We start from the raw sequence: 22,987 nt of genomic DNA on the forward strand, positions 1-22,987 counted from the left end.
CACACGATGGACGCCCGCCGCTACCGCATGGTGGTCACCAGCCAAGCCGACTACGTGAGGACCGGGGCGCTGGTCGACGAGCAGTTGCGCGACTGGCTCACCCAACCGCCGAAGAGATACAACATCGATGCCTTCGTCGAGGGCCGCAACGAAATAGCCCACGGGGTGACTCTCGACCACGACTCGGTCACCGCCGCGACGGGCACCTACGGACGTTGGCGGCTCCGGGAAACCGCGCCGGGCGGCACGTGGCAAACGACCGTGGTGACGCGGCAGGTCGCCGACGGGCCGACCTGGGTGCAGCTGGACGTCGAACACCTCCCGGACGACCCCGACGCCATTCCCGTACCCGCCAAGACGCCCCGGCTGGCCAAGAGCCTGCTCGACGTGCTCGACGCACGCGACGGCCGGGCAGACGTGACCGCCATGCCGCAGGTCATCGAGGCCGAGGACGTCGAATCCGTCATCGACGAACTGTGCGACGCCAACCGACGCCTGCCCGTCGTCATGGCGAGCACACCGTACGGTGTGGACTTCGACGCCTGGTTGGAAGAGACGGTCGACCCCCTCGTCCGCCCCCTGGCGGGGCTGGCCATCCTCTACGTCCTCACACCGAGCGCCGAGTCGGCCCTCAACCGGGCGCTGGAGTACCACCGCGTCTACAACGGCGGCATCCGCACCTACCTGCCCGGAGTCGATCCCGCCTGGCCCGCCGACAGCCAGCGGCACCGTGTGATGTCCAAACGCGTGATCGCCGAGAGACCGCAGCAGGCCCGCCGCATCCTGGCCCAGCTCCCCCAGAGCCTCGCCACCCGTCTGCCGCTGCCCGACGCTCTGGACTCCGTACCCGTCATGCGTACGCGGGCCAGGGACGGCGTGGGCAGTTCCGAACTGGAGCGGCTGCGCGACGAGAACGACGTCCTGCTGGAGATCCTTGAGGAGGCTGGGCGCGAGCAGCGTGTCAGGGCCGACGAGATCCGCGACCTCAAGCACGAGCTCCGCCAGGCGGAGGCCAACGAGACCCAACTCGTCGTCGACCACGACGAGCAGTACAAGGAACTCCACAAGGCCAAGGCACAGGTCCGGGAACTGCAGAGACGGCTTCTGGAGCTGGGCGCCGCCGAGCAGGCGTACGCGCCGGTGGATCTCTCCGCGAACGCGCCGACATCCTTCGCGGAGATTCTGGACCGGGTCAATGACATGCCGCGGGTGCACTTCACCGGACGTCGCAAGTACACCCTGGAACTCGACGACCAGGCCTACGGCTCGTCATGGGTCCGTATGGCCTGGGACGCGCTGCTGGCGCTCCAGGACTTCGCCGATGCGGCCGCGACCGGAAAGGCGAACTGCGACTTCAAGCAATGGTGCGCTGACGCACCCGAGGGGTCGCACGTCATCTCACCCCGCAAGGTCGTCCGAGACGAGTCGAAGACGGTGAAGACGAACGGCGCCTGGCGCAAAGCGCGCACGTTCCCGGTCCCCGACGGCGTGCATCCGGAGGGCAGGGTCTTCATGGGCGCCCATCTGCGCATAGGCGGTGGCAACACGGTCGCACCCCGCCTGCACTACTACGACGGGGCCTGCACCGAACACGGAATCCTCATCGGCTACATCGGTCCGCACCTCACCAACACCCTGACCTGAGGCGGGGAGACAGTGACCATCACCAAGAACGGGGTGCCCATAGTGGACGTCGTGCCCCGCGGTGCGCTGACGGGCCGGCCCGCCTACCTGTTCCGTACCGACCCCATGGGCGACCTGGGCCTTCCGGACCTGGGCGGCCCTGTGCTGGACGACGACGAGATCCAGGCGGCGCTGCGAGGCATGGGCACAGCCGCCGACGACTCAGGGACCGATGACTGACATTCCGGTCGCCATCGCCGACACCAACGCCCTGTACCGGTTGTTCACACCCAAGGACCCCCGCCACACGGCCCACCAGGGAGCCCTCGCCCGCGCAGGCCACCTCGTGGTGTCATCCATGGTGCTCACCGAGCTCGGCTATCTACTGACCTCGCGGATCGGCCCCGCGGCGGCCATGAACGCGCTCGACTTCATCGCTGGACAGGCGGGGGCCCGCGGTTCGAGATCCTCAACACCGCACCACACCTCCGGAGCGCCATGGCCGTGATGCGTGTCGGCGGCTGCCCGTACGGTTCGGGACTGTTGTCAGTCCGGGCCCCTACTGTTGCAAGGGATCTTCTGTCGCTTCTGTCGAGGGGGAGCAGAGACAATGGTTGACGAGCACACGGAATACCCAGAATTCCGGCTGCGGCTGCCGAACGGGGACGGGATCGAACGGGCGCGTGGGGTGCTGCTGGACGAGACCGGGACGAACGGGAGCAGGAAGTTCCTCGTGCGGGCCGGATCACCCGCGCGCGATCATGTGATGCCGTCGCTCGCCACACACTTCAAGAGCCCGTCCAAGCGGCGCACGGAGCTCACGGAACAGGGCGTACTCGTTGCTTCCACGCGCTGGCCGGGCTGGTTGGAACTGACAGAGGATGTGGTGTGCGGCTCACCCTCCTTTGCCGCCGTGCTACTGGTCGGCGCCCCGCGCAACGGGTGGGAGGAGTGGCGGACCGAGGACGGAGCACCGCTGTCCGACTACATGTCGGGGGTGTGGGCGGGCCCCAACCGCCCCTGGCTCGTCCGTGGTTCGAACGTCACGGGGATGGACCTGGTCCAGCGCATCTGGCTTCCCGAGGGCCGCATCTCCCTCGCTGCTTCCCGACTCCGGCAGGGTGTGCGACAGGGCACCAGCAAGGACGATCTGCGCACCTTCGTCCAGGACGACTACGAGTCGACGGCCACTTACGGCCAGAAGCAGCAGCTCGTCGAGGAGCTCCACGCCTTCCTCTCCCGGGTGAAGCCCGGCGACACGGTGTGCACCATCTCCGGCGGGCAGCTGTACGTCGGTGAGATCACCGGCGAGGCGGAGCAGACGGAGTCCGAGGACCGGCGGTCCAACCTGCGCCGGCCGGTGGACTGGCAGCCGACCGGATATCCGTACGACGATCTTCCGGAGGAGCTTCAGCAGAAGCTGTCGATCCAGCACGACGTCGTCGACCTCTCCACGGTCCAGGCCCTCGTCGAAGGGCTCGGCCTGAGCGACGAAGAGCTGGCGGAGGAGGCCGAGGCCATAGAGCGCGATCCGAGCGTGGAGATTCCTGCGCTGGTCGCCCGCCGCGAGTTGGAGCTGCCGGACCCCACGGACGAGCTGGCTGCCGAGCTCCTGGTCCACGACACGGAATGGCTGCGCGAGGTGCGCGATCTGCTCTCGGACGAGCGGCAGTTGGTGCTGTACGGCCCGCCGGGTACCGGCAAGACGTATCTGGCCCTGAAACTCGCCGAGTTCCTGGGCGGCGGGCCCGAGCAGGTGAAACTCATCCAGTTCCATCCCTCGTACGCGTACGAGGACTTCGTCGAAGGGTTCCGGCCGAAGGAGGACTCGAAAACCAAGGAGGTCGCCTTCCGGATCACCGCGGGCCCACTGCGCGACCTGGCCGCACTCGCGGGCCGCGAGGGCAACCGGCACATCCCACACTTCCTGATCATCGACGAGATCAACCGCGCCAATCTGGCCAAGGTCTTCGGCGAGCTGTACTTCCTCCTCGAATACCGGAACAAGTCCCTGCAACTCCCTTACTCCGGCGACGACTTCGCCCTGCCGCCGAACCTGTTCGTGATCGGCACGATGAACACCGCCGACCGGTCCATCGCGCTCGTGGACGCGGCGATGCGTCGCCGCTTCGCCTTCGTCGAGCTGTCCCCGCGTACAGAGCCGACGAGCGGACTGCTGCGCCGCTGGCTGGCCAAGGAGGGAAAGGACACCGAGCCCGCCGATCTGCTCGACGCGCTCAACTCCCGAATCGACGACGCCGACTTCCGCATCGGGCCCTCGTACCTCATGAAGAAAGGCGTCTACCGAGAGGGCGGCCTGGAGCGGACCTGGCGGACGAAGATCCTGCCCCTGTTGGAGGAGCACCACTACGGAGAGGGCGTGGACATCGAGAAGCGATACGGGCTGGCAGCGCTGCGGCAGTCGCTGGTTCGGGAGTCACTGGGGTGACCGCCGGCACCGAGCCCGTGTCGGCGATCGTGCCGACTGTCGAGTCTGTGCATCTCGTCGAACACGCACCGGCCGTTTCCGTACCTCTGACGGACACCGTCGGCCGGGCCCTCACCGCCGCGCGCATCGTGGACGCCGCTCCGGATCCGTACGCACCGGGCCACTGGTCACTGCGGGCCGGCAGCAAGGTCGGTGCTGTGGCCGTCGCCGTGCCGGGTGTCAGCGAGCCCGTCACCATCCGCATCACACCGAAGGTGCCCATCGCCCGGCTCTTCTTCCTGCTCGGTCACAGCCTCGACCCGAAGGGCGCCTGGCGCGACGGGCAGGTATCGATGGCCGAGCACCGCGAGGTGCTGCCCGCGCTCGCCCACGCCGTGGAGCGGCAGGCGGACCGGGCCCTCCGGCAAGGTCTGCTGCAGGGATACCGGGCGACGGAGGAGACCGCCCTCGTCGTACGCGGACGCATCCGGGAGGCCGAGCAGATACGGCGCCGCTTCGGCATGACGCTGCCGGTGGAAGTGGCGTACGACGAGTTCACCACCGACATAGCGGAGAACCGCATCCTGCGGGCCGCCGTCGAGCGTCTGCTGCGCCTACCAAGTGTCCCCCGCGAGGTGCGCCGCAGGTTGCTGCACCAGCGTGCCCGCCTGGCCGACGTCACCACGATCGTGCCTGGACAGCCCCTCCCCAGCTGGCAGCCCACCCGTCTCAACTCCCGCTACCACCATGCCCTGCACCTCGCTCGTGCCGTCCTGGACGGAGCCTCCGCCGAGCACGCGCCCGGCGGGCTCCGCGTCGACGGGTTCCTGTTCAACATGAACAAACTCTTCGAGGACTTCGTGACGGTGGCACTGCGGGAGGCCTTCCGGGGCACAGGTCACACGGCCCGTCTCCAGGATCCGCACCACCTCGACACCGCTGCCGAGATCCGCATGAAGCCCGACTTCGTGCTGTACGGCGCGGACGGATCGCCGTGCGCCGTGGTGGACGCCAAGTACAAGGCGGAGAAGCGGGACGGTTATCCGGACGCCGACCTGTACCAGATGCTGGCCTACTGCACAGCTCTCGGGCTGCGCGAGGGACACCTGGTGTACGCGAAGGGCAACGCCTCGCATGCCGCCCACAAGGTGCGGCACGCGGACATCGTCATCCATCAGCACGCCCTCGACCTGGACCAGGAACCAGCCGGCCTGCTTACTGACATCGGATCAGTGGCTCAACGGCTGGCGGACACCCCACGCGTGTGATCGACTGCGGAGTGTTGGAGTCCATCCAGGGTGGGGAGTTCACCTCGTGCCGCAGCTCGCGTTCGCCAACAGCTTCTGGGAGAGCTACGACATCCTGGAGAAGCCCGTCAAGGCCGGCGTACGCAAGGCGATGCAGAAGTTCCAGCTGCTCACCGTGCCCGAACTGCAAGCGGACAAGGGTCTCCACCTGGAGTCCGTGCAGAACGCGCAGGACGCACGCATGCGAACCATCCGCATCAACGACTTCTGGCGCGGCGTCGTCCTCGCGCCCGACGACGGCAGTGATGTGTTCCTGCTCGTCAACGTCGTACGGCACGACGACGCGTACACCTGGGCGGCCAAGCGGCTGTACACGACGAACTCCGCGACGCGGGCGCTCGAAGTCCGCAACGTGGTTGCCATCGAGCAGCTGACCCCGGCCCTGGAGAAAGCTGCCGCGGCCGCCGACTCCCTGCTCTTCTCGAAGTACTCGGACAAGGTGCTGCGCGAACTCGGCATCGATGACCAGGTGTTGCGCGCGGTGCGGACCATCGTCGACAAGGTGCAGCTCAACGCTTTCGAGACGCTGCTGCCGGAGGACCAGTTCGAGGTACTGCACTTCCTCTCCGAGGGGTTCAGCCCCGACGAGGTGTACCGGGACGTGGTCGCCGTACGCCGCCCGGTCGACGCGGGTCCCGACCCGGACGAGAGTCTGGCTGTCGCCATCGCCAACACTACGAGCCGCATCACGTTGGTCACGGGGCCCGAAGAGCTGGCGGATATTCTGGAGAAGCCGTTCACGGCCTGGCGGGTGTTCCTCCACCCCTCTCAGCGCCGAGTCGCCTACCGAGTGTCGTATGGCGGCCCGGTCCAGATCACGGGCGGTCCTGGCACGGGCAAGACGGTCGCGGCCCTGCATCGCGTCAAGCATCTCCTCGCGCGCTCGCCCGACACCCGGGTGCTGCTCACCACGTACACGAACGCCCTTGCCGCGTCACTGCGCGAGAACCTGTCCCTGCTCCTGGACGGCGACGAGGCGCTCCTCGGTCGCGTCGACGTGACTACGGTAAACGCCTACGCGCACGGCGTGGTGACCCGTCTCGACGGCAGGTCCCCCTCCCCCGTGAACGACCGGGAGGAACGGCAGTTGTGGCAACGTGTCGTCAAGAAGCTGGAGCTGCCATGGTCGGAGCAGTTCCTTGCTCAGGAGTACCGACACGTCATCCTTGCTCAGGACCTGCGCACCCCCGACGCCTACCGGACCGCCTTGCGGCGCGGTCGCGGGAGCGCTCTGCCGTCCGCTCGACGCAACGAACTATGGTCCGCCGTCGAGCTGTTCGAGTCGATGCTGCGTACTCAGAAAGCCACAACGCATCTGAAGGTGTGCGCGCGAGCGGCGGACCTCCTGGCCGGCTCGGCGCCCACCCACGACCACGTCGTGGTCGACGAGGCCCAGGACCTCCACCCCACCCAGTGGCGCGTCCTGCGCGGTGCGGTGGCACCCGGCAGCGACGACCTGTTCATCACGGGCGACCCTCACCAACGGATCTACGACTCGAAGGTCTCTCTCGGCTCCCTGGGCATCTCGGTGACCGGACGCACCCACCGTCTGCGCATCAACTACCGCTCCACGGAAGAGATCCTCGTCTGGTCGACCGGCATCCTCAGCCCGGTATCGGTCGACGACCTGGGCGGTGAAGGCAGCGACAGCCTCGCCGGATACCGCTCGCTGCTGCACGGCCGAAGGCCCCACACGGACGGGTATGGCTCCGAGCAGGCGGAGGTCGCGGCCCTCGTAAAGCGCGTCGAGGGCTGGATAGCCCAGGGCATCCGCCCTTCGGAGATCGGCGTATGTGCCCGATTCAACGTCCTGCTGGACAAGGCGTACGACAAGCTGGCCGCGGCCGAGGTGCCAGTGGTCCGGGTCAGGGACAACCCGGGGCCGACCGTGGATGGGGTACGGCTCGCCACCATGCACGCCATGAAAGGGCTGGAGTTCCGCTGCGTCGCCGTCCTGGGGGTGACGGCAGGTGCGATGCCGTTCTCTCGTGAGGTGACGCCTGTCTCCGTGGACGCGCTGCAGCATGATTCGGATCTGCTGCGGGAGAGGTGCCTGCTGTTCGTGGCTTGCACGCGGTCGCGGGAGGCCTTGGCGGTTTCGTGGAGCGGGACCGTGAGTTCGTTCGTACCGCAGCCGAAGTGACTTATCAGGACAGTGACGTGATGACCGGTCAGTTATCGGGTGCGAGCGCCCCGTTACCGAGACCGTCTCTCGCCAGACTCGCTACGTCCCGGCTCAGCTCCGCCAACCTTCGCGATCGCTCCTCGAACTCCTGGAGAGCGCGGAATGCTGCCCCGTACCGGCGTTGACCAGTGATGTCCATCTGCGGGATGCGGGCACCCTTACCGTCGAGGCGAAAGGTGCCGCTGGAGCTCGTAGAACGTCGCGTGTTCGCTGCGCTGCGCAGAAACCCCTGAAGGTAGTCGGTGTCAAGCTGGTCGCTGACCGAGACCGGCTCCGGATCCCCATACTCGACGAGCCCGGCGCGGGCGAGGTCGGCGACGCTGACGGTAGGGCCGTCCAGGGAACTGGGGCCGGCACCCGCTGCCAGCGCCGGCAGCAGCTCGGCCAACAGCCGCACCTGCTCGTTCAGCTCCCTTCTCAGAGCCTGGTATTCAACAACGTAGTCGCGGTGGGACTCCTCAACGTGGCGGCCTGGCGTGAGGTCGACAGTGTCGTCGAGCAGATCGATCAGGGGAACGTCCGCCAGCTGGTCGCGCCCCGGTTCCAGAGAGCCGTCGGGGTCGCCCGCCGTCAGATCGACCATGCGGACGACAGTGACGGCGTCGCCCAAGGCTAGCGGGCGGCGCAGGTGCCACAGATGAATCGGGAGTGCGTGCGAAGCCGCAGTACCGGACGGAAGGGCGGTCACCTGGGTGAGGATGCCCCGTCGCACGAGCTCGGCACGGATACGGCGGCCCGCCTTGCGGTAGGCAACCGAGGCGGGCATGACCATGAGCACGCGACCGCCGGGCACAGTGTGCGCGTAGGCATGCTGCAACCAGGCGAGTTCGCCTTCGGCGCGCGACGGAGTACCGAACTCCCAACGTGAGTCGAGGAGCAGGTCCTCGCGCCCCCAGTCGGGCTCACCGACCGGCGGATCGCAGACGACAAGGTCGGCGCCCAGGTCCACCCATCGGTCATCGCGCAGCGAGTCTGCGGCGGCGACCACCACACCTGTACGTCCGGTGAGGTCGGCCCGCAATTGCGCGAACCGAGCACTGCGAGCGTCGGACTCTTGCCCCATCCGCGTGGGCCCATGCTCTGGGCCGACGGCGAGCAGCAAGGTGCCAATACCGCAGGCCGGGTCGAAGAGGGTCGCGCCGGACGCCACTTCGCCGACGAAATGGCGTACTGCGCGGACGATGCGCGGCGAGGTTACCTGGTCCGAACCTGCCCGACGCACGGAGTCGGTGAAGCGCTCAGCGAGCGCGCTCACCACCTCGGCCGCCCCACTGCTCTCCGTCAGATCCGTCACGAGCCGGACCACGTCCGCCGGTAGCTCCGCGGGCGCCTCCCCCTCGGCAAGGAGTTGAGTGACGTCGGCAAGCCCGCCGATCATGTCGTCACCGTAGACTCCGCGCAGCTCCTGCCACAGCTGCACGTCCACCGAGACGTCCTGCCCCTTGCGCTGCCTGTCCAGCCAGGCCTGTACCTCAGTCAGGTCGAACAGCGGACTGTTGGCACCGCCACCGGCCGGCGTCGGGAAGTCGTCGTAGCGTCGCCGCCAGTTCGAGACAGCGGCGCGGGTGACGCCCGCCAGCCGGGCGATCTCGGAGCCGGTGACCAGCGGGCCGGCCGATGGGGCGGGGGTGTCCGTCATACGGGCAACCGTACACAAGGTCGATCAAGCCATCAACGCATGAATTCGTTGACGGCGTTAACAATCGATTCAATTCTTACCTGTGTACTGGTTTCCCTCACTACTCCTGGAACGACTCCGCGAAGAGAAGCAGCTGTTCGCCCTCGTCTCCGCGCTCCCGTGCCTCGGGTTCCTCCTCCAGACCGGGGCAGGGTGCTTCGCCGGATCGGGATCTCCGCCCGGAGCTACATCGATGTTGCGTGCATCGAAGAAGCTCGGCCAGCCCTGGCGAAGCGCTACTGGGGAGTGCCGCCTTGGCCGTCGACATCCTTCCGGCGCCACGTCACCTGTACCTGAATGTGGCCCTGCGCCCCCGTGCGGGCCAGGACGGCGCCGACCTCCGCGTCGAGTTGGATGCCGAACTCGACGGTGACCTCGTCCGGGCGCTGGGGGAGACTACTCATTCGGTTCAGTGTGGAGGCTGCCGCTCTGCGGACCCCTTCCAGCGCGGACTCGAACGAGGCGGTGGCGCGGGCCACGACATCCGAGGCGCTGGTCGCCGGGACGACACCACTCCCGAGATCGTCCATCTGCGCGACGACGGACCCGCCGTCCTCCAGCTCGAACCGCAGCAATTCGCCCACTGCTCTCGCCCCCGACCGTTTCGGCGTACGTCGCGCATCTCATGGCGTACTCGCGCGTACCTCCCGGCAGACGGTAGCGAAGGAGATGCCACAGTGGGACACCATGTCTGAAATCTGGAATCGGACTACCTAGTTCCGGCCGAAGTGGCTTCTGGGCACCCTTCCGGTGCCGCAATCAACGGTCCACTATGAGAGAGGACCTTTGGATGCGATGCAACCAACCTCGGCACACCGACAGGGGGCAACGGGACGTGACGACTTCTGCGACCGAGTTCGAGACCGATCTTGTCGATCTCAGCCAGTGCGGGCTCCAGGAAGTGATGACCTTCCATGACCCACTGGTCGTGGATGCGTTGCACGCTCTGGTTCGGCACCTCGGCGAGAGGTCCGCAGCCCAGAGCAATAACGGCGGTGGCGGCAGCCCATACTTCGCCGCTGGTTGCGACGCCAGCGATCTGTAGAGCCGGATGTTCGAGCCGCCTTCCGACACCAGGACGACGCTCGGCAGACATCGAACGCCGGCATCCGACGTCGACGCGTTGGCCGTGGGACGCCTGACACCAGGTACCGCGCGCCGGATCCGCGCCGTGGAACGCAGTCGTCGCATGCTCATGGTGCGCGCCGTGGCGGAGACCGCACGGGAGTGTGCGGTGGACGCCGGTCCAGCGCTGCCATCGTTGCGAATCGCCCTGGATCTCCTGCTCCGGGCGGAGCAGGCCCGCCCCGACGTGGTCGTCGACCTTCTGGAGCATCCCGGTACCGGCATCTGGGCGGTACGCGTCCTGGAACGTCTGCGCGACGGCGACAAGATTCCGCACGAAGGCCGGGACGGGTTGCCCTTGTGGGCGGAACTCGGATACCTGCACTGCTTGGCAGCCGCCGCGGCACTACGCTCGGGAACTGAGGGAACGATTCGCTTACCGGTGCGCGAAGGCTGCGTGGCGCTGCCGACGCTGGGCAGGATCCGCCTCCCTGTGGCGATGGACGACGAGGCTCGAACACCTGCCGTCGTCACTCTCCGCATCCCCCGTGCGGGATCCGGCCCGGCGGAGCTGACCGCGGGCGAACGCCGACTGAGTCTGCCCGCTGATCCGGGCCGGACGTCGAGCAACTGGCAGCCGGTGCGCAGGGCCGCCTGGGACCCTGAGAGGAGCGCTTTTCCCCTGGTTCTGGAGGACTGCGATCCGTACCGGGACTTCCGCGCGCAGACATTGCCCTCGTCCAGCGTCTCGCTGAGCCACGATCAGGCTCAACGCTGGCAGCAACTGCTACGTGAAGCAGGGCAGTTACTGTCCGCCAGGCACCCACAGGCAACGGAGTTGCTGGCCGCCACACTGCGGGTCGTCGTCCCGTTGCCGGCCGCGCCTCGGTTCCGCACCGCCAGCGCCTCCTACAGCGAAGCCTTCGGCAGCGCATTGATCTCGCTGCCCCCCGATCCGGTCGAACTGGCCGTGACGATGGTTCACGAGGCCCGGCACTCCGTCCTCAACGGCCTGTTGCATCAACTCCCGCTGTTCGACGAGGACTCGCCGGGTGCGGAGGATCCGCTGTTCTACGCCCCGTGGAGGGGCGACCCACGTCCGTTGTCAGGTGTGCTGCACGGCGCATACGCCTTCGCGGGCGTGACGGAGTTCTGGCGCGTCGAGCGCCGGGCGCTGAGCGGTCCTGCCGCTGACCTCGCCCACTTCGAGTACGCCGTCTGGCACACGGCGGTCGGGGAGGCGCTGGCGACGCTGCGCACGTCGGCCGGGCTGACGGAGGCGGGCCGGCAGTTCGTCGAGCGGATGGCCGAAACGGCCGACGACTGGCCGTACGAGCCCGTACCGGGGTGGCCGGGAGAGCTGGCCCGTGCGGAAGGGGCCGATCTGCGGGCCGTCTGGCGAGCCCGGCACACCCGGCCGGACCTCGGTCAGGTGCGGGTGCTCACCGAGGCATGGAGCAGCGGTGCAGACCCGAGCACGGCGCCCGGTGTCCGCTCCCGCTTGCGGCCCGACCCACAGGCCAGCTCGCCCGATGCACGGGGTGAGCTGAGGCGCGTACGGCTGGCCGAGCCGGAGGCCTTGCTCACCCGGGCACGTGCCAATGACGATACTTCGAACCGACCCTCCGCCCTGGTGGCTGCCGATGTCTCTCTGCTCCGCGGCGACGCGGCCCGCTCCGTGCGGGGCTACCTGGACGTGCTGACCGAATACCCCGGACTGCCTTCCGCCTGGGCCGGGTTGGGCCTGGCGCTGTCCGACGCCGGCCAACCCACCGCGGCGCATGCCCTTCTGCGCCGCCCGGAGGTGGTCCGAGCGGTTCACCAGCAGACACGTGAGCGGTGCGGGCGGTCGCCCGATCCGGTCGAGGTGGCCGACTGGATCGGGCGAAACCCCGCGGTGTGCGACGAGTCCTGACACGGACGTGGCCGTAAGGGCCCGCCCGGTCCGCGTCGCTACAGCGGCATCGGGTCGATGTCACAGTTGGCCAGCTTGTTGTCGGCTGCTGCAGCGGTGGCTGGGTGGTCGGCGCCGAGTACCCGTTCGTAGCGCACCAGCGTGTCCGCGCGCAAGGCATCGGCCTCTTCGACCCGGCCCAGCAGTCGCAGGCCAAGAGCGAGGTTGACGCCCGTGGCAAGGGTTGCAGGGTGGTCCTCTCCCAGCCGCAGCCGGCTCTGCTCCAGGGTGCGGACGCTGAGGTCCACGGAGGCTTGGACCTCGCCCAGTTCATAGAGGTCGGCAGCGAGATTGGTGGAACAGGCCAGCACGTTCGGGTGATCGGAACCCAGCCTCTCGCCGAGGTCCGAAACGATCTGCTCGTTCAGTTGGCGAGCTTCCTCGGTGCGTCCCAGCAGCCTGAGGCAGACAGCGTGGTTGACCTGCGCGCCCAGAGCATGGGGATGGGTCGGCCCGAACAGGCGCTCATAGCCCTTGCATCCCTGGTCGCTCAGGTGGAGCGCCGACTGGAGATCGCCGCTGTGCCGGACGTCGACGGCGTGGGCGAGCAGCGCGGCCAGGGTATCGGGATAGCTGTCGCCGTAGCGGTTGCGGAACAGGGTGAGCGCCTTGGTGGAGAGCTCCAGTGCCTGTTGGTGACGGCCCGCTCGACGTTCCGCGACCGCCAGGCCACGATAGCTGCCGATGGTGTTGGGGTTCGTCGGCCCGAAGTTGTACTCGTAGCGTCCGGAAACTTCCTGCTGCTGGTCACGGGCCTCGACGTACTCGCCGGCCTCCTGGCGGTCGCCAGCCACTCCGGCCAGGGTGGCCAGGGTGGACAGCGCATTCTCGCCGAGTTCCTCCACCTTGCGGCGGTGGGTGTCCTGGTCCAGCTCCAGCGCCTCACGGAAGTCGCCGGTGAGGCGGAGATTCAGGGCGACTCGGTGAGCGACGATCAGAGTGGACACGTCATTGGGCCCGTACAGGCGCCTGCTGGCCTCGAAGGTCTCCCGGTCCAACTGGGAGGCGGCCGTGAAGTCGCCGCGCATGCGGAGATCCCAGGCGAGCATGCTGGTGATCTCCAGCGTCATCTCGTGCTCCGGGCCCAGTGTCTCGGTCATCGCCCGACGGGTGCGTTGGTCGAGTTCGTACGCCTTTTGGTAGTGGCCCAGGATGCGCAGCGCGTCGCCGTAGAGCTTGGCCGCCAGTAGCACGTGCTCATGGTTCTCGCCGTCGAGGCGTTTCCATGTGTCGTAGGCCTGCTGCGCCAGGTCACGAGACCCTTCGTGATCGCCCCACGAGAACATGTACTGGATCTCGTTGAGGATCAGCTGGCGCACCCAGGGGTCGGCGGACTCCACGGCGTGGCTGCTGAGCACGTGCGGGAGCAATTCGCCGTACTGCTGCCACTGGCGCGGGTCGCTCGGTGCGCCGGGGTCGCCCTTGGCGAGCAGGCGGTGCGCGCCGTTGCGCATCTGCTCCTTGAGCGCGTCCGGCATCTGGTTGATGAGCACGCGCTGGACCAACCGGTGCAGCTGGACGGTGTTGGTGCTGTGGTTGATTCTGGCCAGCGCGTACCGGTTAATCTCCCGGATGGCCCGGCCCAACCGGATCGGATCGCTCAGTGCGGCGGCGAGTTCCGGGGGAACCGGAGCGTCACGGACACCGGTCAGCAATCGCCGTGAAATCGGTTCGGGGGCGAAGAACGCGCATACCTGGAGAAGTTGCAGGGCCGCCGGGTGGTTCTTCTGAAGTCGCTCCAGCGAGACGTTCCAGGCCGCGGCGACGGACAGCGGATAGTCCCGGGGAGGGTCGCTGACCATCAACTCGGCGGCCTGCTGTTCGAACAGTCGTAGATATTCGTCCGCGGGCATTCCGGTCTCGGAAAGCCAAACGGCGGCCTGCTCGATACCGAGGGGCAGATCGCCGAGAGTCTCGGCGAGCCGGTCCGCTGTGGGGTCGTCGAGATTTGGCGCGCGCAACTGCAACAACTGGCGGCTTTCTTCGCGCGCGAAAACATCGACTTCCAATGGTCGTGCTGCGGTAGCCCATTGAGCGTTGCGAGAGGTCACGAGAATGCGTCCTGGGCCGTTGGTGGGAAAGAATTCGCGGACGGCTTCGGGGTCCTCCGCGTTGTCGAATACGAGCAGCCAGTTCTTGTACGGCTCGCCTACCCGCAGGGCCTCGATGACCGCGGGCACGGCCGTGTTGGCCTCGCCGGTACCGACCTCAAGTCCAAGCCGCCTGGCCAGCTCCACCAGCACCTGCCGGATCTGCTGCGACTGCTCGGAGGGGATCCACCAGACCACCTGATATTCGTTGATGTGGCGATAGACGTATTCAACGGCGAGCTGCGACTTCCCGACACCGCCCATGCCCTGCAGGGCTTCCGGCAGGACGGCGGTGGTTCCCTCCTGCAGGCGACGGTGCAGGTCCTCCAGCAATTGCCCACGCCCGGTGAAGGCGCGGTTCCGTGGAGGTACGTTGCCCCAGACGGGCGGCGGTTTCTGCGCCCCATCTCCCCTCGTCCTTGCGGGGACAGGCTGCACGCCACTCACGGACACGATCCCTCCAGCGTCTTCAGGTTGCCCGGGCTCACCCACTCCAGTGGGAACGTGATCACTCCCACCGCCTAGGAGGGCGATTTCCGAACCGACATACTCACTACTCTGTGTATCACGGTCATCACGCGGAATGGTGGCCGTGGTCTCGTGGGCGGAGGGACCCCGCTGACCGGCCCGTGCGGAAGCCGGTTCTTCCTCGGTTCGCAGTCGGTCATAGAGGACCGCCGCTGCCACTGTGTGCTGCCCGTCGAGGGCCTTCAACGCAGGCAGTGCGGGGGTGAGCCATGTTCGTACCCCGTCCAGGGGCACGAGGGCGGCACGGCTCGGGTCCGCCACAAGATCGCGCATTTGGCGCACGGCACCGCTGGCAGAACCCGGCAGGACTGTCGAAAGATGATCGAATACCAGTTTCATCGCAAGAGCGGTTTCTCTGCGGGTCCCTTCGGCCAGCAGCTCCTGGCGCACGCCGGAGGCGAACTCCAACTCGACCCTTGCCGGTGCCGGGACATCGAGATCGGCCGGGGCCGGCTGCAGCAGTCCGCTCAGCAGCAACTCCGTCAGGTGCCAGGGGCGGGCCTCGGGCAGCAGCCTCTTGCGCAGCACTTCCAACATCGCCATGTTGACGGGGATCGCCGCGACGAGCTGGGCCAAGTGATAAGCGGTGGGGCTGAGTTGCGCCCTCAGCTGACGCACCCGGTCGGTCGGCGAGACCAGCGGCGGAGGGAACCGCGCGGGTGAGACGGCCTGCGCCCTCGCGGACACCGTCACGGCTCTCATAGTGTACTCAGCCGCCCGCTCATGGCGGACGAACCCGGCCCACGTACTCAGGGCCTCCGGAGTCAGTTCCAGCACCGGTACGGGCAGTGACGCGGCCATCGCGTCCTTGACGTCCGAATCGGTTCTCCCTAAGTCGAAGCCGTCCGGCCGATGCGACCACAGGCAGTTGGCCGCGACGGGGTCAGGGCTGCGCAGCAGGGTCCGGTGCGGGACCACGGCCATGCGCGACCACAAATGCTCGGGCAGGACACTGACCACGGCCACGGGCATCCGGGCTGCCCATTGAGCCAGCACGCGTTGCCCGCTCCCGTCCCGCCAGCGACTCGCGTACAGATCGGTCAGCACCAGGGCCGTCTGCCGGCCGAAGGCATCGGGCAGGACAGGCGCACCCCCCTCGGATCCGACACCGTCCCCCGACCGCCAGGTGCACACCCGTACGTCGCGGAACACCCCCGAGCCCCTCATTGCCGCCGCGAACTGCGTGGCGGTTCGTGACCACAGGACCATGGAGTCCCCGGTGTCGACCACCAGGGTCATGGTCAGCCAGCGCTCCCTGGCGGGCCGGAATCGAGGCACCCACACGCCCCGCTCCGCCCGGGACTCTGCCGTGGCCTCCTCGTCCAGCACTCGCACCGTGCGCGAGCGCAGACGCCTGCGCAGCGGCAGAAGTGCCTTCTCGATCTGCCGGGACCGATCGAGCCCGGGACCGTCCTGGAGGTCCGAGAACACCGTCGAGCCGCTGGTCGACTCCGACTCCAACTCCGGCGCGCCGGCCAGGGAAACGGGCACACCGACGTGCGTCGGCCACAGCGGCGCCGGCGCCGCAGGAACCTCTTCGCCTTCCCCGGAACGGCTCGGCTCCTCAAGACGTCCTTTGCCGGCAGCTTCCAGTTCCTCCTCCAGCGGCACGTCGGCATCGGAAGGGTCGACAGGGCGGGGAGAAGAGCCATCGGCATCCGGGGACCGCTCGGCGGGCGTGGCGTTCCATGCCGCCTCGGCCCGAGCCTCGCGTACGGCTCGGACACGCAGGTCGAGCTGAACGGCCAGCCAGGCGACCTCACCGGCCTCGTGCAGCGTCAGATCGGGACAGGCCTCCTCGTGCGAGGCGATACCCGGCGCAGTACCGTCACTCGCCCTACCGTGGCGGGAGGGCGGCAGGGTCATGCAGAACCAACTTCGTCAAGCCTCCGCCACAGCGAGTGCAGCAGCCGGTTCCAGGAGGCCTCACCCGGGCCCGAGGGCGAGACGCGCAGGAATTCCGCATTCATCAGTTGGTCGGCGGCCAGGGTGCCACCCGCCAAGGCGCGTGCGAGGAAGTCGCGGATCATCGCGGCACGTTCGCTCCCCTCACCGCCGGTGAACTGCGCCGCCAGCATCGCCGCGAGCCGGTCGGCGTCGGGCGGGGGCATCTCCAGGCTGAGGCAACGGCGCAGGAAGGCGGGAGGCAGGGATCGCTCGCCGTTGCTGGTGATCACCACGAAGGGAAAGGCCCGGCAACGGATCCGTCCCCGGCGCACCACAAAGGTGTCGTCGGGGTCGTCCGTGTGCACCTCGACCTCCGGCATCCGCGAACGCACCCTGGAGAGCTCGGGAATCTGGAATTCACCGTCCTCGAACGCCCCGAGCAGGTCATTGGCCAGGTCGGTGTCGGCCTTGTCGAACTCGTCGATCAGCAGCACCCGCGGAGTATCCCGGGGAATCAACGCGGTGCCGAGCGGGCCCAGTTGGACGAAGTCACCCAACCCATGGAGACCGTCAGAACCGCCATGCAGCGGAGCGTCGGCAGCCGACCCGTCCTCCGACAGCCGGCCCGCCGTTGTGGCGGAGCCGTGCAACGCGCCGCTCGCAGCGGCGTCCTGCACGCGCCCGATCGCGTCGTAGGCGTACAACCCCTCTTTGACGGTGGACCTGCTGGTGATCGTCCAGCGCAGGACACGACCGAGGCCGAGTTCGCGGCTGACCCGGTGAGCGAGGCTGGACTTACCGATTCCAGGAGGGCCGGTGACGATCAGCGGCCTGCGTAAGAACAGCGCCACGTTGACCATGTCAGCCTCGTCGGAGGACGTACGAACCATCGCGTCAGACGCACCCAGACGGCGGCGGATCTCGGAGTCGTCGCGGGGAGCGGCGCCGGGGACGACAGGACCGCCGTCGAAGTCGCGCCAGGGAGGCGGCGGGGGCAGCCGGTCGGCCAGGGGCATGGAGGACACGTCACCCGTGCCGCCGTAGATCCACCAGTCATTGGCATCACCTGACGGCGCCGATGCGCCGCCAGGCACACGCGGCTCCTCCGGGACGTCGTTGCCCATAGCCACCCCCTCTCCCGGAACCCGGACCGGGTCCACTGGGCGACCGGCCCCGGATCCAGCGATGCCCGGTTTCGATCGATTGTCGTGCTGGCCAGTCACGAATAGCGTTGTGACCGGCGGTCAGGTCGGTCACACCCTAGTGGGTCGTGCAGCGCCTCGGTCGTTCTCAGATAATTGGCTCCGGCACCTCCGGGAGCCTGTTCGGGTCGTCCCATAGCACGGCAATACGAGGGTTGGTGAATCCCTCGCCGCCATGGTCCCCCGTACGGGGAGCGGAGCGCAAGCGCGCCAACCGGTCCAGCGCCTGGCTCAATCGGCCCTCGAGCGCGCTCTCGGCCACGGTGTGCGCGTGTTCCGTCAGCGGCCCCGATCGGCTCCACAGCACCAGCGGCAGACCCGCCTGCAAGCCGACCAGCAACTCGCTCTTACCACGCTGCCCGTCAGGTGGAGAACCCAAGGCCATGAGGACGACAGCGGGATCGTCCACGAGACGCGCGTAGAGATGGTCGTGCTGCGCGCCATCGCCTTCTTCGCAACGGTGCATCCGTGCGCCCCCCGCGGCATCGGTCAGTACGTCCCACCGCTCGTTCCACACCCTGTGCAACTGCAGTGCCTCCATGCGCTCCAGGCTTCGTACGACGACCTTGTAGCCGTGCCCGATGGACGGTCCGCCGAACTCGCTGTCCCACACCTTCTCTTCCCCGAAGGCGCCGCGCCGGGACCACTCCTCCACCGGCTCATTCACCAGAGAGAAGGGGAGTATGAACTCGATTACGAGACCGCCCCGGTGGGCGCGGAGCCGTATCTCCTCACGGTCGAGAAGGATTGCCACATGGCGTCGCACCGCGGACACCGGCACGGAGCGCTCGTCGCGCCGGCGCGGCGCCCAGGCCGAACCGCTGTTCGCCCAGCAGGTGATGTCGACCCGATCCGGCGAACCAGTCGACGGTGCGAGCCGGATGAGCAGATGGGCCGGATGTCCGGGCTCGGTGCGCCATCTGCCCGTGTGCGTACGGGAATCGTCCAGAATCCATTGGGCTTCCAGGTTGTCCTGGACGGTGGTGCGGACATGGCGGTTCGTCCAGGACCGGATCGCGTCCCCGCGCTCTGGAGTGAGCACGACCGCGAGTTCCTGCAGGAACCGCAGGGTGCGCGGAGCTCCGTCCGCGGGACGGTTGGTGTGCCCGAGCAGTTGGTAGGCGTCCCAAGCGGTGTGGACGATGTCGGGCAACGGGCCAAAGTGGTCACCGGCCGCCGAGTGGTAGACGGCTGCAAGTTCCGGCACGGTGGTCCTGTCGAGCCCCGCCAACAGGGCGCTCAACTCGTGCTGGTCGGGTTCATCGAGGAGCGGAGCGACGACCGGGTGGGCCAGTGCCGCAGCATGTCGGGAGGGCAGGTCGTAGTCCGCCAAGTGCTGTACGGACTCAGTGAGATGGCGCCAGCCGTCGGTCACGGATCCGAAGGCACGCACCATCACCACGATGTGGATCTTTTTGTCGTCGAACTCGGCCACGGACAGGCGCAGTCGTAGCCGCTCCATGGCATCGACCACGCAGATGCGGCGTACCTCCAGGTCGTCGAGCACCGACACCTTCATGAGAGCGTCCGCCAGTTGGGCTGCGGACTGCGAGTCCCGGGACGCCGCCGAGTCAGTCATCGCTGCCCAGACGTTCGGGCCAGGTCTTCCTCGCCTCTTCCACGAAATTCTTCACCGCGGTGGTGTCCCCCTCAATCCACTGCACGGCCGTGACCAGGGCGACAGGGCCCTGTTCGAACTCTCCGCACCTACGGACAATCTGATAGAGCTGAATGCGTGGGCTGCTTTGCCGCGCGATCCCGGAGACGATCTCGGGCGGGAGTTGGAGCAGCAGTTGGTATCCCGCGTCGATTCGGAACGATTCGATCGCCAGCAGGCGATCCACCACGGCCCACAGGACACGCGCAGGCAAGGGTTCGTCGATGTGGGTCAGTTGCGGAGCAGCGCGAGGCGGGGCGGGCGCCGCGATCGCGAAGCTGGTCCCGTCCAGGACGTCCAGCGGAATCATCCACGCGACCCGTGTCGCTACGACGGCGTGCGTCGAGCGCGCAGCGAGCACGGCCGCGAGTACGCCCACAACCAGACCGCGCCGAAGGTCCCACACGCCCGCACCGCTGAAGCCCCGCGTGACAGGGGCGCCCACAGGGTCGAGGCCGTCAATCTGCCTCCATGCGGGGTGTGCTCCGCCGGCCCCCACTATCTGCCCGCGGGCCCAGATTCCGTCCGGTACCCCGCTTGGATACCCGTACACCGCGACCGACTCACTGGTGCCCGTGCCGCAGCTGCCGAGCGGCGCGGGGACCGCGCCCGCCGGGAGCTCACCCTCCAGCTGCAACACCGCGACATCACCCGCCGGAGGCGAGCGCAGCCAGCCGGCTTCGGCCACGTGAGCGTGGATCGACTCGTGCGGGCCCTGTGCGGTGGCAGGGAATTCCAGCAGGATCTGTCCCTCCGGCGCCGCGTCGGTATGGGGCCCAGGCAGACGCAGTGCCGCCTCAACGACATGCGCGCAGGTGAGGACGGTTCCACTTGTCAGAAGCACCCCGGCACCGACAACTCCCGCGCGCTCGTGGTCTCGTACACGGACCCGCCACGCGCCAATGCCCGGCGATGCGGAGGCACCGACGTCCCGTAACCCCACGTGTCCCCCTCGTGTGCCATGCGGGAAAATCAGGGTAAGCCGAAGCGAAGCGCTTGTGTACGGGGGAAACCTGGCCGGATTGCGTGGTCGCGTTCATCGGGTACTTCACACCTCGCCACCACGAGGCTTTCGGTCCGGGCAAGTCGCCTACTCCCCCTGCCGCTTGCAACGTGGACCCGCCTGCCACGCCGACATTGGCGTCACCGTCGCGGCAGGGAAGGTGCAGCACCAATAGGTCGGTCCGCAGCCGCTGCTCAGCGTCAGTGCGGCCGAGCACAATCACGTCGCGGACGTCGTACGCATAAAAGAGTGGAAAAAGGTGCTATGCGGACATACCACCCCACGTTCGCGGCACCCAGCACGAAGGCCGCGAGGATGAACCTGCTGCGTCGCAGTCACGCCTCATCGAGTGGTGCAGGAATCCGGAATGCCTAGCTCTCACTGCGGGCTTCACGGTAGGCAATGTCAAAAGATCCGGGCAGCGCCACGGCCGTTCACTGCGGCGCGAGCGAACATATGCCGCAACACATGCCCCATCAGGGATCCCCTTGCGGAGCAGGGCTTCGGCATAGTTGCATGACGTCCAGTTCGTGATCATTCGAGGCCGAGGAGTGCGCGGGGGCGGCGAGGGTCGCGAGCGTTGCAGCAGAGGCTGGCCCGCGGTGTTCTTCACTCCGGCCGTCCGGAGGGCTCCGATGTCGATGTCGCGCCAGATGGCCATCGCGCGGGCGCGCTGCAGGTCCGCAGCGGAGAGGCATCCTCGGCGAAGCTGGTGTCGCGGACATGGTGCAGGGCCTCGATCTCTAGGACACCTCGCGAAGGCCGTTGGAGAAGTCGGCTCGCCGCTGTTCGCGCTCGTCCAGATCTGTCACGACTTTCGGATTTATCCGAACTTCCCGATCCTCCACCCGTCAACCCCCAACGGCATCCCGCACCTATCCGGAACGTGAAATACCCCTTTCCGTCCCCCATGAATTGGACGGGACGGGCAATACGCGGCGGACATCGGCACGTTGCTATTAGCAGACGCACTCAAGTCCGACCCGGAATCGACCCCAACAGGTCAATGAATCGCAAAAAATACGCCCTGCCCTGCAGAAACTTAGAGCGGCAGACGAGTCGGGCTGTACGCCGGGTTCTGTCTCCCGGTCGCCTCGCGGCGGCCGGGGAGACGGCCATCCATCTAGGGCCGGCGTTGCCGCCGGCCTCGTGCGGTCTACCCGCGGACTCGGGCGAGCAGCCCTCGAACGTCCGCGCAGGGCACGTGTTACCGCGCCCCTCTTGACCTTGCTCCGGGTGGGGTTTACCTAGCCGCCTGAGTCGCCTCAGGCGCTGGTGGTCTCTTACACCACCGTTTCACCCTTACCTGGGACCGAGGTCCCTGGCGGTTTGCTTTCTGTGGCACTGTCCCGCGGGTCACCCCGGGTGGCCGTTAGCCACCACCCTGCCCTGTGGAGCCCGGACGTTCCTCGGGAAGCGCCCCCGAAGGGGACTCCACGCGGCCGTCCGCCCGGCTCGTCTGCCGTGTCGACCATGGTACCGGGCCCGCGGCCCGCCCTGGAACCGGAGCCGTCGGGGCCGCCGTCGCCAGGAACGAGCCCAGCAGGATCAGCGTGAACGCCGCCACCACTCCCGCCGTCAGCTCCTCGTTCAGGAACAGCACGCCCGCCGTCACCGCCACCGCCGGGTTGACGTACGTGAAGACCACCGCCCGTGTCGGACCCGCCTCCCTGATCAGTTCCAGGAAGACCACGAAGGCCAGGGCCGTGCAGATCACTCCCAGGCCCGAGAGGGACGCCAGGACCGAGGGGGACGGGACCGACGACGGCCACGTCAGCGCCGCTGCCGGGGCGTATACCAGCGCCGCCAGGAGCAGGCAGGGGGCTATCAGTTGCAGGGTCGGGACCGGCTTCAGGTAGCGGGCCATGATGAGTGGGGCCGTTGCGTAGCCCACCACCGTCACCAGCATCTCCGTCAGGGCGCGGGCGTTTCCGCCTGTCAGGTGTGGGGCCGTGAGGACCGCCACGCCGGCCAGGCCCAGTGCCAGGCCCGTCATGCGGCGGGCGCCCAGGCGTTCCGTGTCTCCGAAGTAGCGGGCCAGGAGTATGCCGACGATGGGTACTCCCGCGATCAGCAGGCCCGCCGTCGAGCTGGAGAGGTGGCGTTCCGCGTCGGTCAGGGTCCACCAGGGGCCGATGATCTCTATGCACGCGAACGCCAGCATGGGGCGCCAGTGCGCTCGTACGACTCCGATCAGGTTTCCCTGGCGGATCGCGAAGGGCAGCAGCAGGGCCGCGCCCAGCGCACATCGCGTGAACACCACCATGGACGCGGACATGCCACCGTCCACCGCTACTTTGATCATCAGGTAGGGGATGCCCCAGAGCACTCCCATCAGGGAGAAGAGAAACCAGCCGCGTGCAGTCATGCACGCAGTCTC

The 22,987-nt window shown here is 67.8% G+C and carries 14 protein-coding genes, 1 other RNA gene and 1 pseudogene; 8 read left to right on the plus strand and 8 right to left on the minus strand.

What is annotated here, in order from left to right; translation table 11 throughout:
- Positions 1-6 precede the first annotated feature (6 nt).
- The 6 genes from AOK17_RS16245 to AOK17_RS16270 all read left to right on the plus strand — a co-directional run bounded on the left by AOK17_RS16245 (position 7) and on the right by AOK17_RS16270 (position 7,501).
- The gene (locus tag AOK17_RS16245; RefSeq protein WP_055613182.1) at positions 7-1,644 is read left to right on the plus strand and encodes a hypothetical protein; all 1,638 of its coding nucleotides are present in this window, start codon (positions 7-9) and stop codon (positions 1,642-1,644) included.
- 12 nt (positions 1,645-1,656) lie between these two features.
- Positions 1,657-1,863: a hypothetical protein gene (locus AOK17_RS16250; protein WP_055613183.1), complete on the plus strand. Its 207-nt coding sequence runs from the start codon at positions 1,657-1,659 to the stop codon at positions 1,861-1,863.
- Entirely contained in the window at positions 1,856-2,131 is a 276-nt protein-coding gene (locus tag AOK17_RS16255) for a PIN domain-containing protein (RefSeq protein WP_055613184.1), read from the plus strand. The genes AOK17_RS16250 and AOK17_RS16255 overlap by 8 nt, the downstream gene beginning before the upstream one ends.
- A gap of 102 nt (positions 2,132-2,233) precedes the next feature.
- Complete coding sequence (locus tag AOK17_RS16260) at positions 2,234-4,072, plus strand: DUF4357 domain-containing protein (protein WP_055613185.1); 1,839 nt, start codon at positions 2,234-2,236, stop codon at positions 4,070-4,072.
- A complete protein-coding gene (locus tag AOK17_RS16265) occupies positions 4,069-5,319 on the plus strand; it encodes an McrC family protein (protein WP_245697186.1) in 1,251 nt (416 codons plus the stop codon). Before AOK17_RS16260 ends, AOK17_RS16265 begins: the two co-directional genes overlap by 4 nt.
- Positions 5,320-5,365: 46 nt before the next feature.
- Positions 5,366-7,501: a UvrD-helicase domain-containing protein gene (locus AOK17_RS16270; RefSeq protein ID WP_055613186.1), complete on the plus strand. Its 2,136-nt coding sequence runs from the start codon at positions 5,366-5,368 to the stop codon at positions 7,499-7,501.
- Between the two features lie 28 nt (positions 7,502-7,529).
- Here the strand turns inward: AOK17_RS16270 and AOK17_RS16275 are convergent, their stop codons facing one another.
- Positions 7,530-9,182 (minus strand): N-6 DNA methylase, encoded by a 1,653-nt coding sequence (locus AOK17_RS16275; protein ID WP_055613187.1) that lies wholly within the window; start codon positions 9,180-9,182, stop codon positions 7,530-7,532.
- Between the two features lie 275 nt (positions 9,183-9,457).
- Entirely contained in the window at positions 9,458-9,805 is a 348-nt protein-coding gene (locus tag AOK17_RS16280; RefSeq protein WP_055613188.1) for a CU044_2847 family protein, read from the minus strand.
- A 251-nt stretch (positions 9,806-10,056) separates the two neighbouring features.
- On the opposite strand from AOK17_RS16280, the gene AOK17_RS16285 reads away from it, so the two are divergent.
- On the plus strand, positions 10,057-10,266 hold the full coding sequence (locus AOK17_RS16285; protein WP_157881343.1) for a hypothetical protein: 210 nt from the start codon (positions 10,057-10,059) through the stop codon (positions 10,264-10,266).
- Between the two features lie 126 nt (positions 10,267-10,392).
- Positions 10,393-12,201 carry an HEXXH motif domain-containing protein gene (locus tag AOK17_RS16290; RefSeq protein ID WP_245697187.1) on the plus strand — a complete coding sequence of 603 codons (1,809 nt, stop codon included), beginning with the start codon at positions 10,393-10,395 and terminating at the stop codon, positions 12,199-12,201.
- 38 nt (positions 12,202-12,239) lie between these two features.
- On the opposite strand, the gene fxsT is transcribed toward AOK17_RS16290, so the two are convergent.
- The 6 genes and pseudogenes from fxsT to AOK17_RS53960 form a co-directional block, all read right to left on the minus strand.
- Complete coding sequence (fxsT, locus tag AOK17_RS16295; RefSeq protein WP_055613191.1) at positions 12,240-16,724, minus strand: FxSxx-COOH system tetratricopeptide repeat protein; 4,485 nt, start codon at positions 16,722-16,724, stop codon at positions 12,240-12,242.
- A complete protein-coding gene (locus AOK17_RS16300; RefSeq protein WP_245697188.1) occupies positions 16,721-17,605 on the minus strand; it encodes an AAA family ATPase in 885 nt (294 codons plus the stop codon). Before AOK17_RS16300 ends, fxsT begins: the two co-directional genes overlap by 4 nt.
- A gap of 430 nt (positions 17,606-18,035) precedes the next feature.
- The gene (locus tag AOK17_RS16305; RefSeq protein ID WP_055613193.1) at positions 18,036-19,526 is read right to left on the minus strand and encodes a VMAP-C domain-containing protein; all 1,491 of its coding nucleotides are present in this window, start codon (positions 19,524-19,526) and stop codon (positions 18,036-18,038) included.
- Positions 19,519-20,547 carry an effector-associated domain 2-containing protein gene (locus AOK17_RS16310; protein ID WP_206190770.1) on the minus strand — a complete coding sequence of 343 codons (1,029 nt, stop codon included), beginning with the start codon at positions 20,545-20,547 and terminating at the stop codon, positions 19,519-19,521. Before AOK17_RS16310 ends, AOK17_RS16305 begins: the two co-directional genes overlap by 8 nt.
- A gap of 1,111 nt (positions 20,548-21,658) precedes the next feature.
- An RNA gene (gene rnpB / locus AOK17_RS16380) (RNase P RNA component class A) lies at positions 21,659-22,065 on the minus strand.
- 127 nt (positions 22,066-22,192) lie between these two features.
- Positions 22,193-22,975 (minus strand): annotated as a pseudogene (locus tag AOK17_RS53960) (DMT family transporter); the annotation flags it as partial.
- Positions 22,976-22,987 lie beyond the last annotated feature (12 nt).

The sequence above is a fragment of the Streptomyces phaeochromogenes genome (assembly GCF_001418655.1).
In the GTDB taxonomy this organism is placed as follows: Bacteria; Actinomycetota; Actinomycetes; order Streptomycetales; family Streptomycetaceae; genus Streptomyces; species Streptomyces phaeochromogenes.

What these genes read in the sequence shown, in the direction of transcription:
- AOK17_RS16255 (WP_055613184.1), top strand. Translation starts at nt 1,856, where the DNA reads ATGACTGACATTCCGGTCGCCATCGCCGACACCAACGCCCTGTACCGG.
- fxsT (WP_055613191.1), bottom strand. Translation starts at nt 16,724, where the DNA reads ATGACCCTGCCGCCCTCCCGCCACGGTAGGGCGAGTGACGGTACTGCG.
- AOK17_RS16260 (WP_055613185.1), top strand. Translation starts at nt 2,234, where the DNA reads ATGGTTGACGAGCACACGGAATACCCAGAATTCCGGCTGCGGCTGCCG.
- AOK17_RS16245 (WP_055613182.1), top strand. Translation starts at nt 7, where the DNA reads ATGGACGCCCGCCGCTACCGCATGGTGGTCACCAGCCAAGCCGACTAC.
- AOK17_RS16300 (WP_245697188.1), bottom strand. Translation starts at nt 17,605, where the DNA reads ATGGTCAACGTGGCGCTGTTCTTACGCAGGCCGCTGATCGTCACCGGC.
- AOK17_RS16275 (WP_055613187.1), bottom strand. Translation starts at nt 9,182, where the DNA reads ATGACGGACACCCCCGCCCCATCGGCCGGCCCGCTGGTCACCGGCTCC.
- AOK17_RS16305 (WP_055613193.1), bottom strand. Translation starts at nt 19,526, where the DNA reads ATGACTGACTCGGCGGCGTCCCGGGACTCGCAGTCCGCAGCCCAACTG.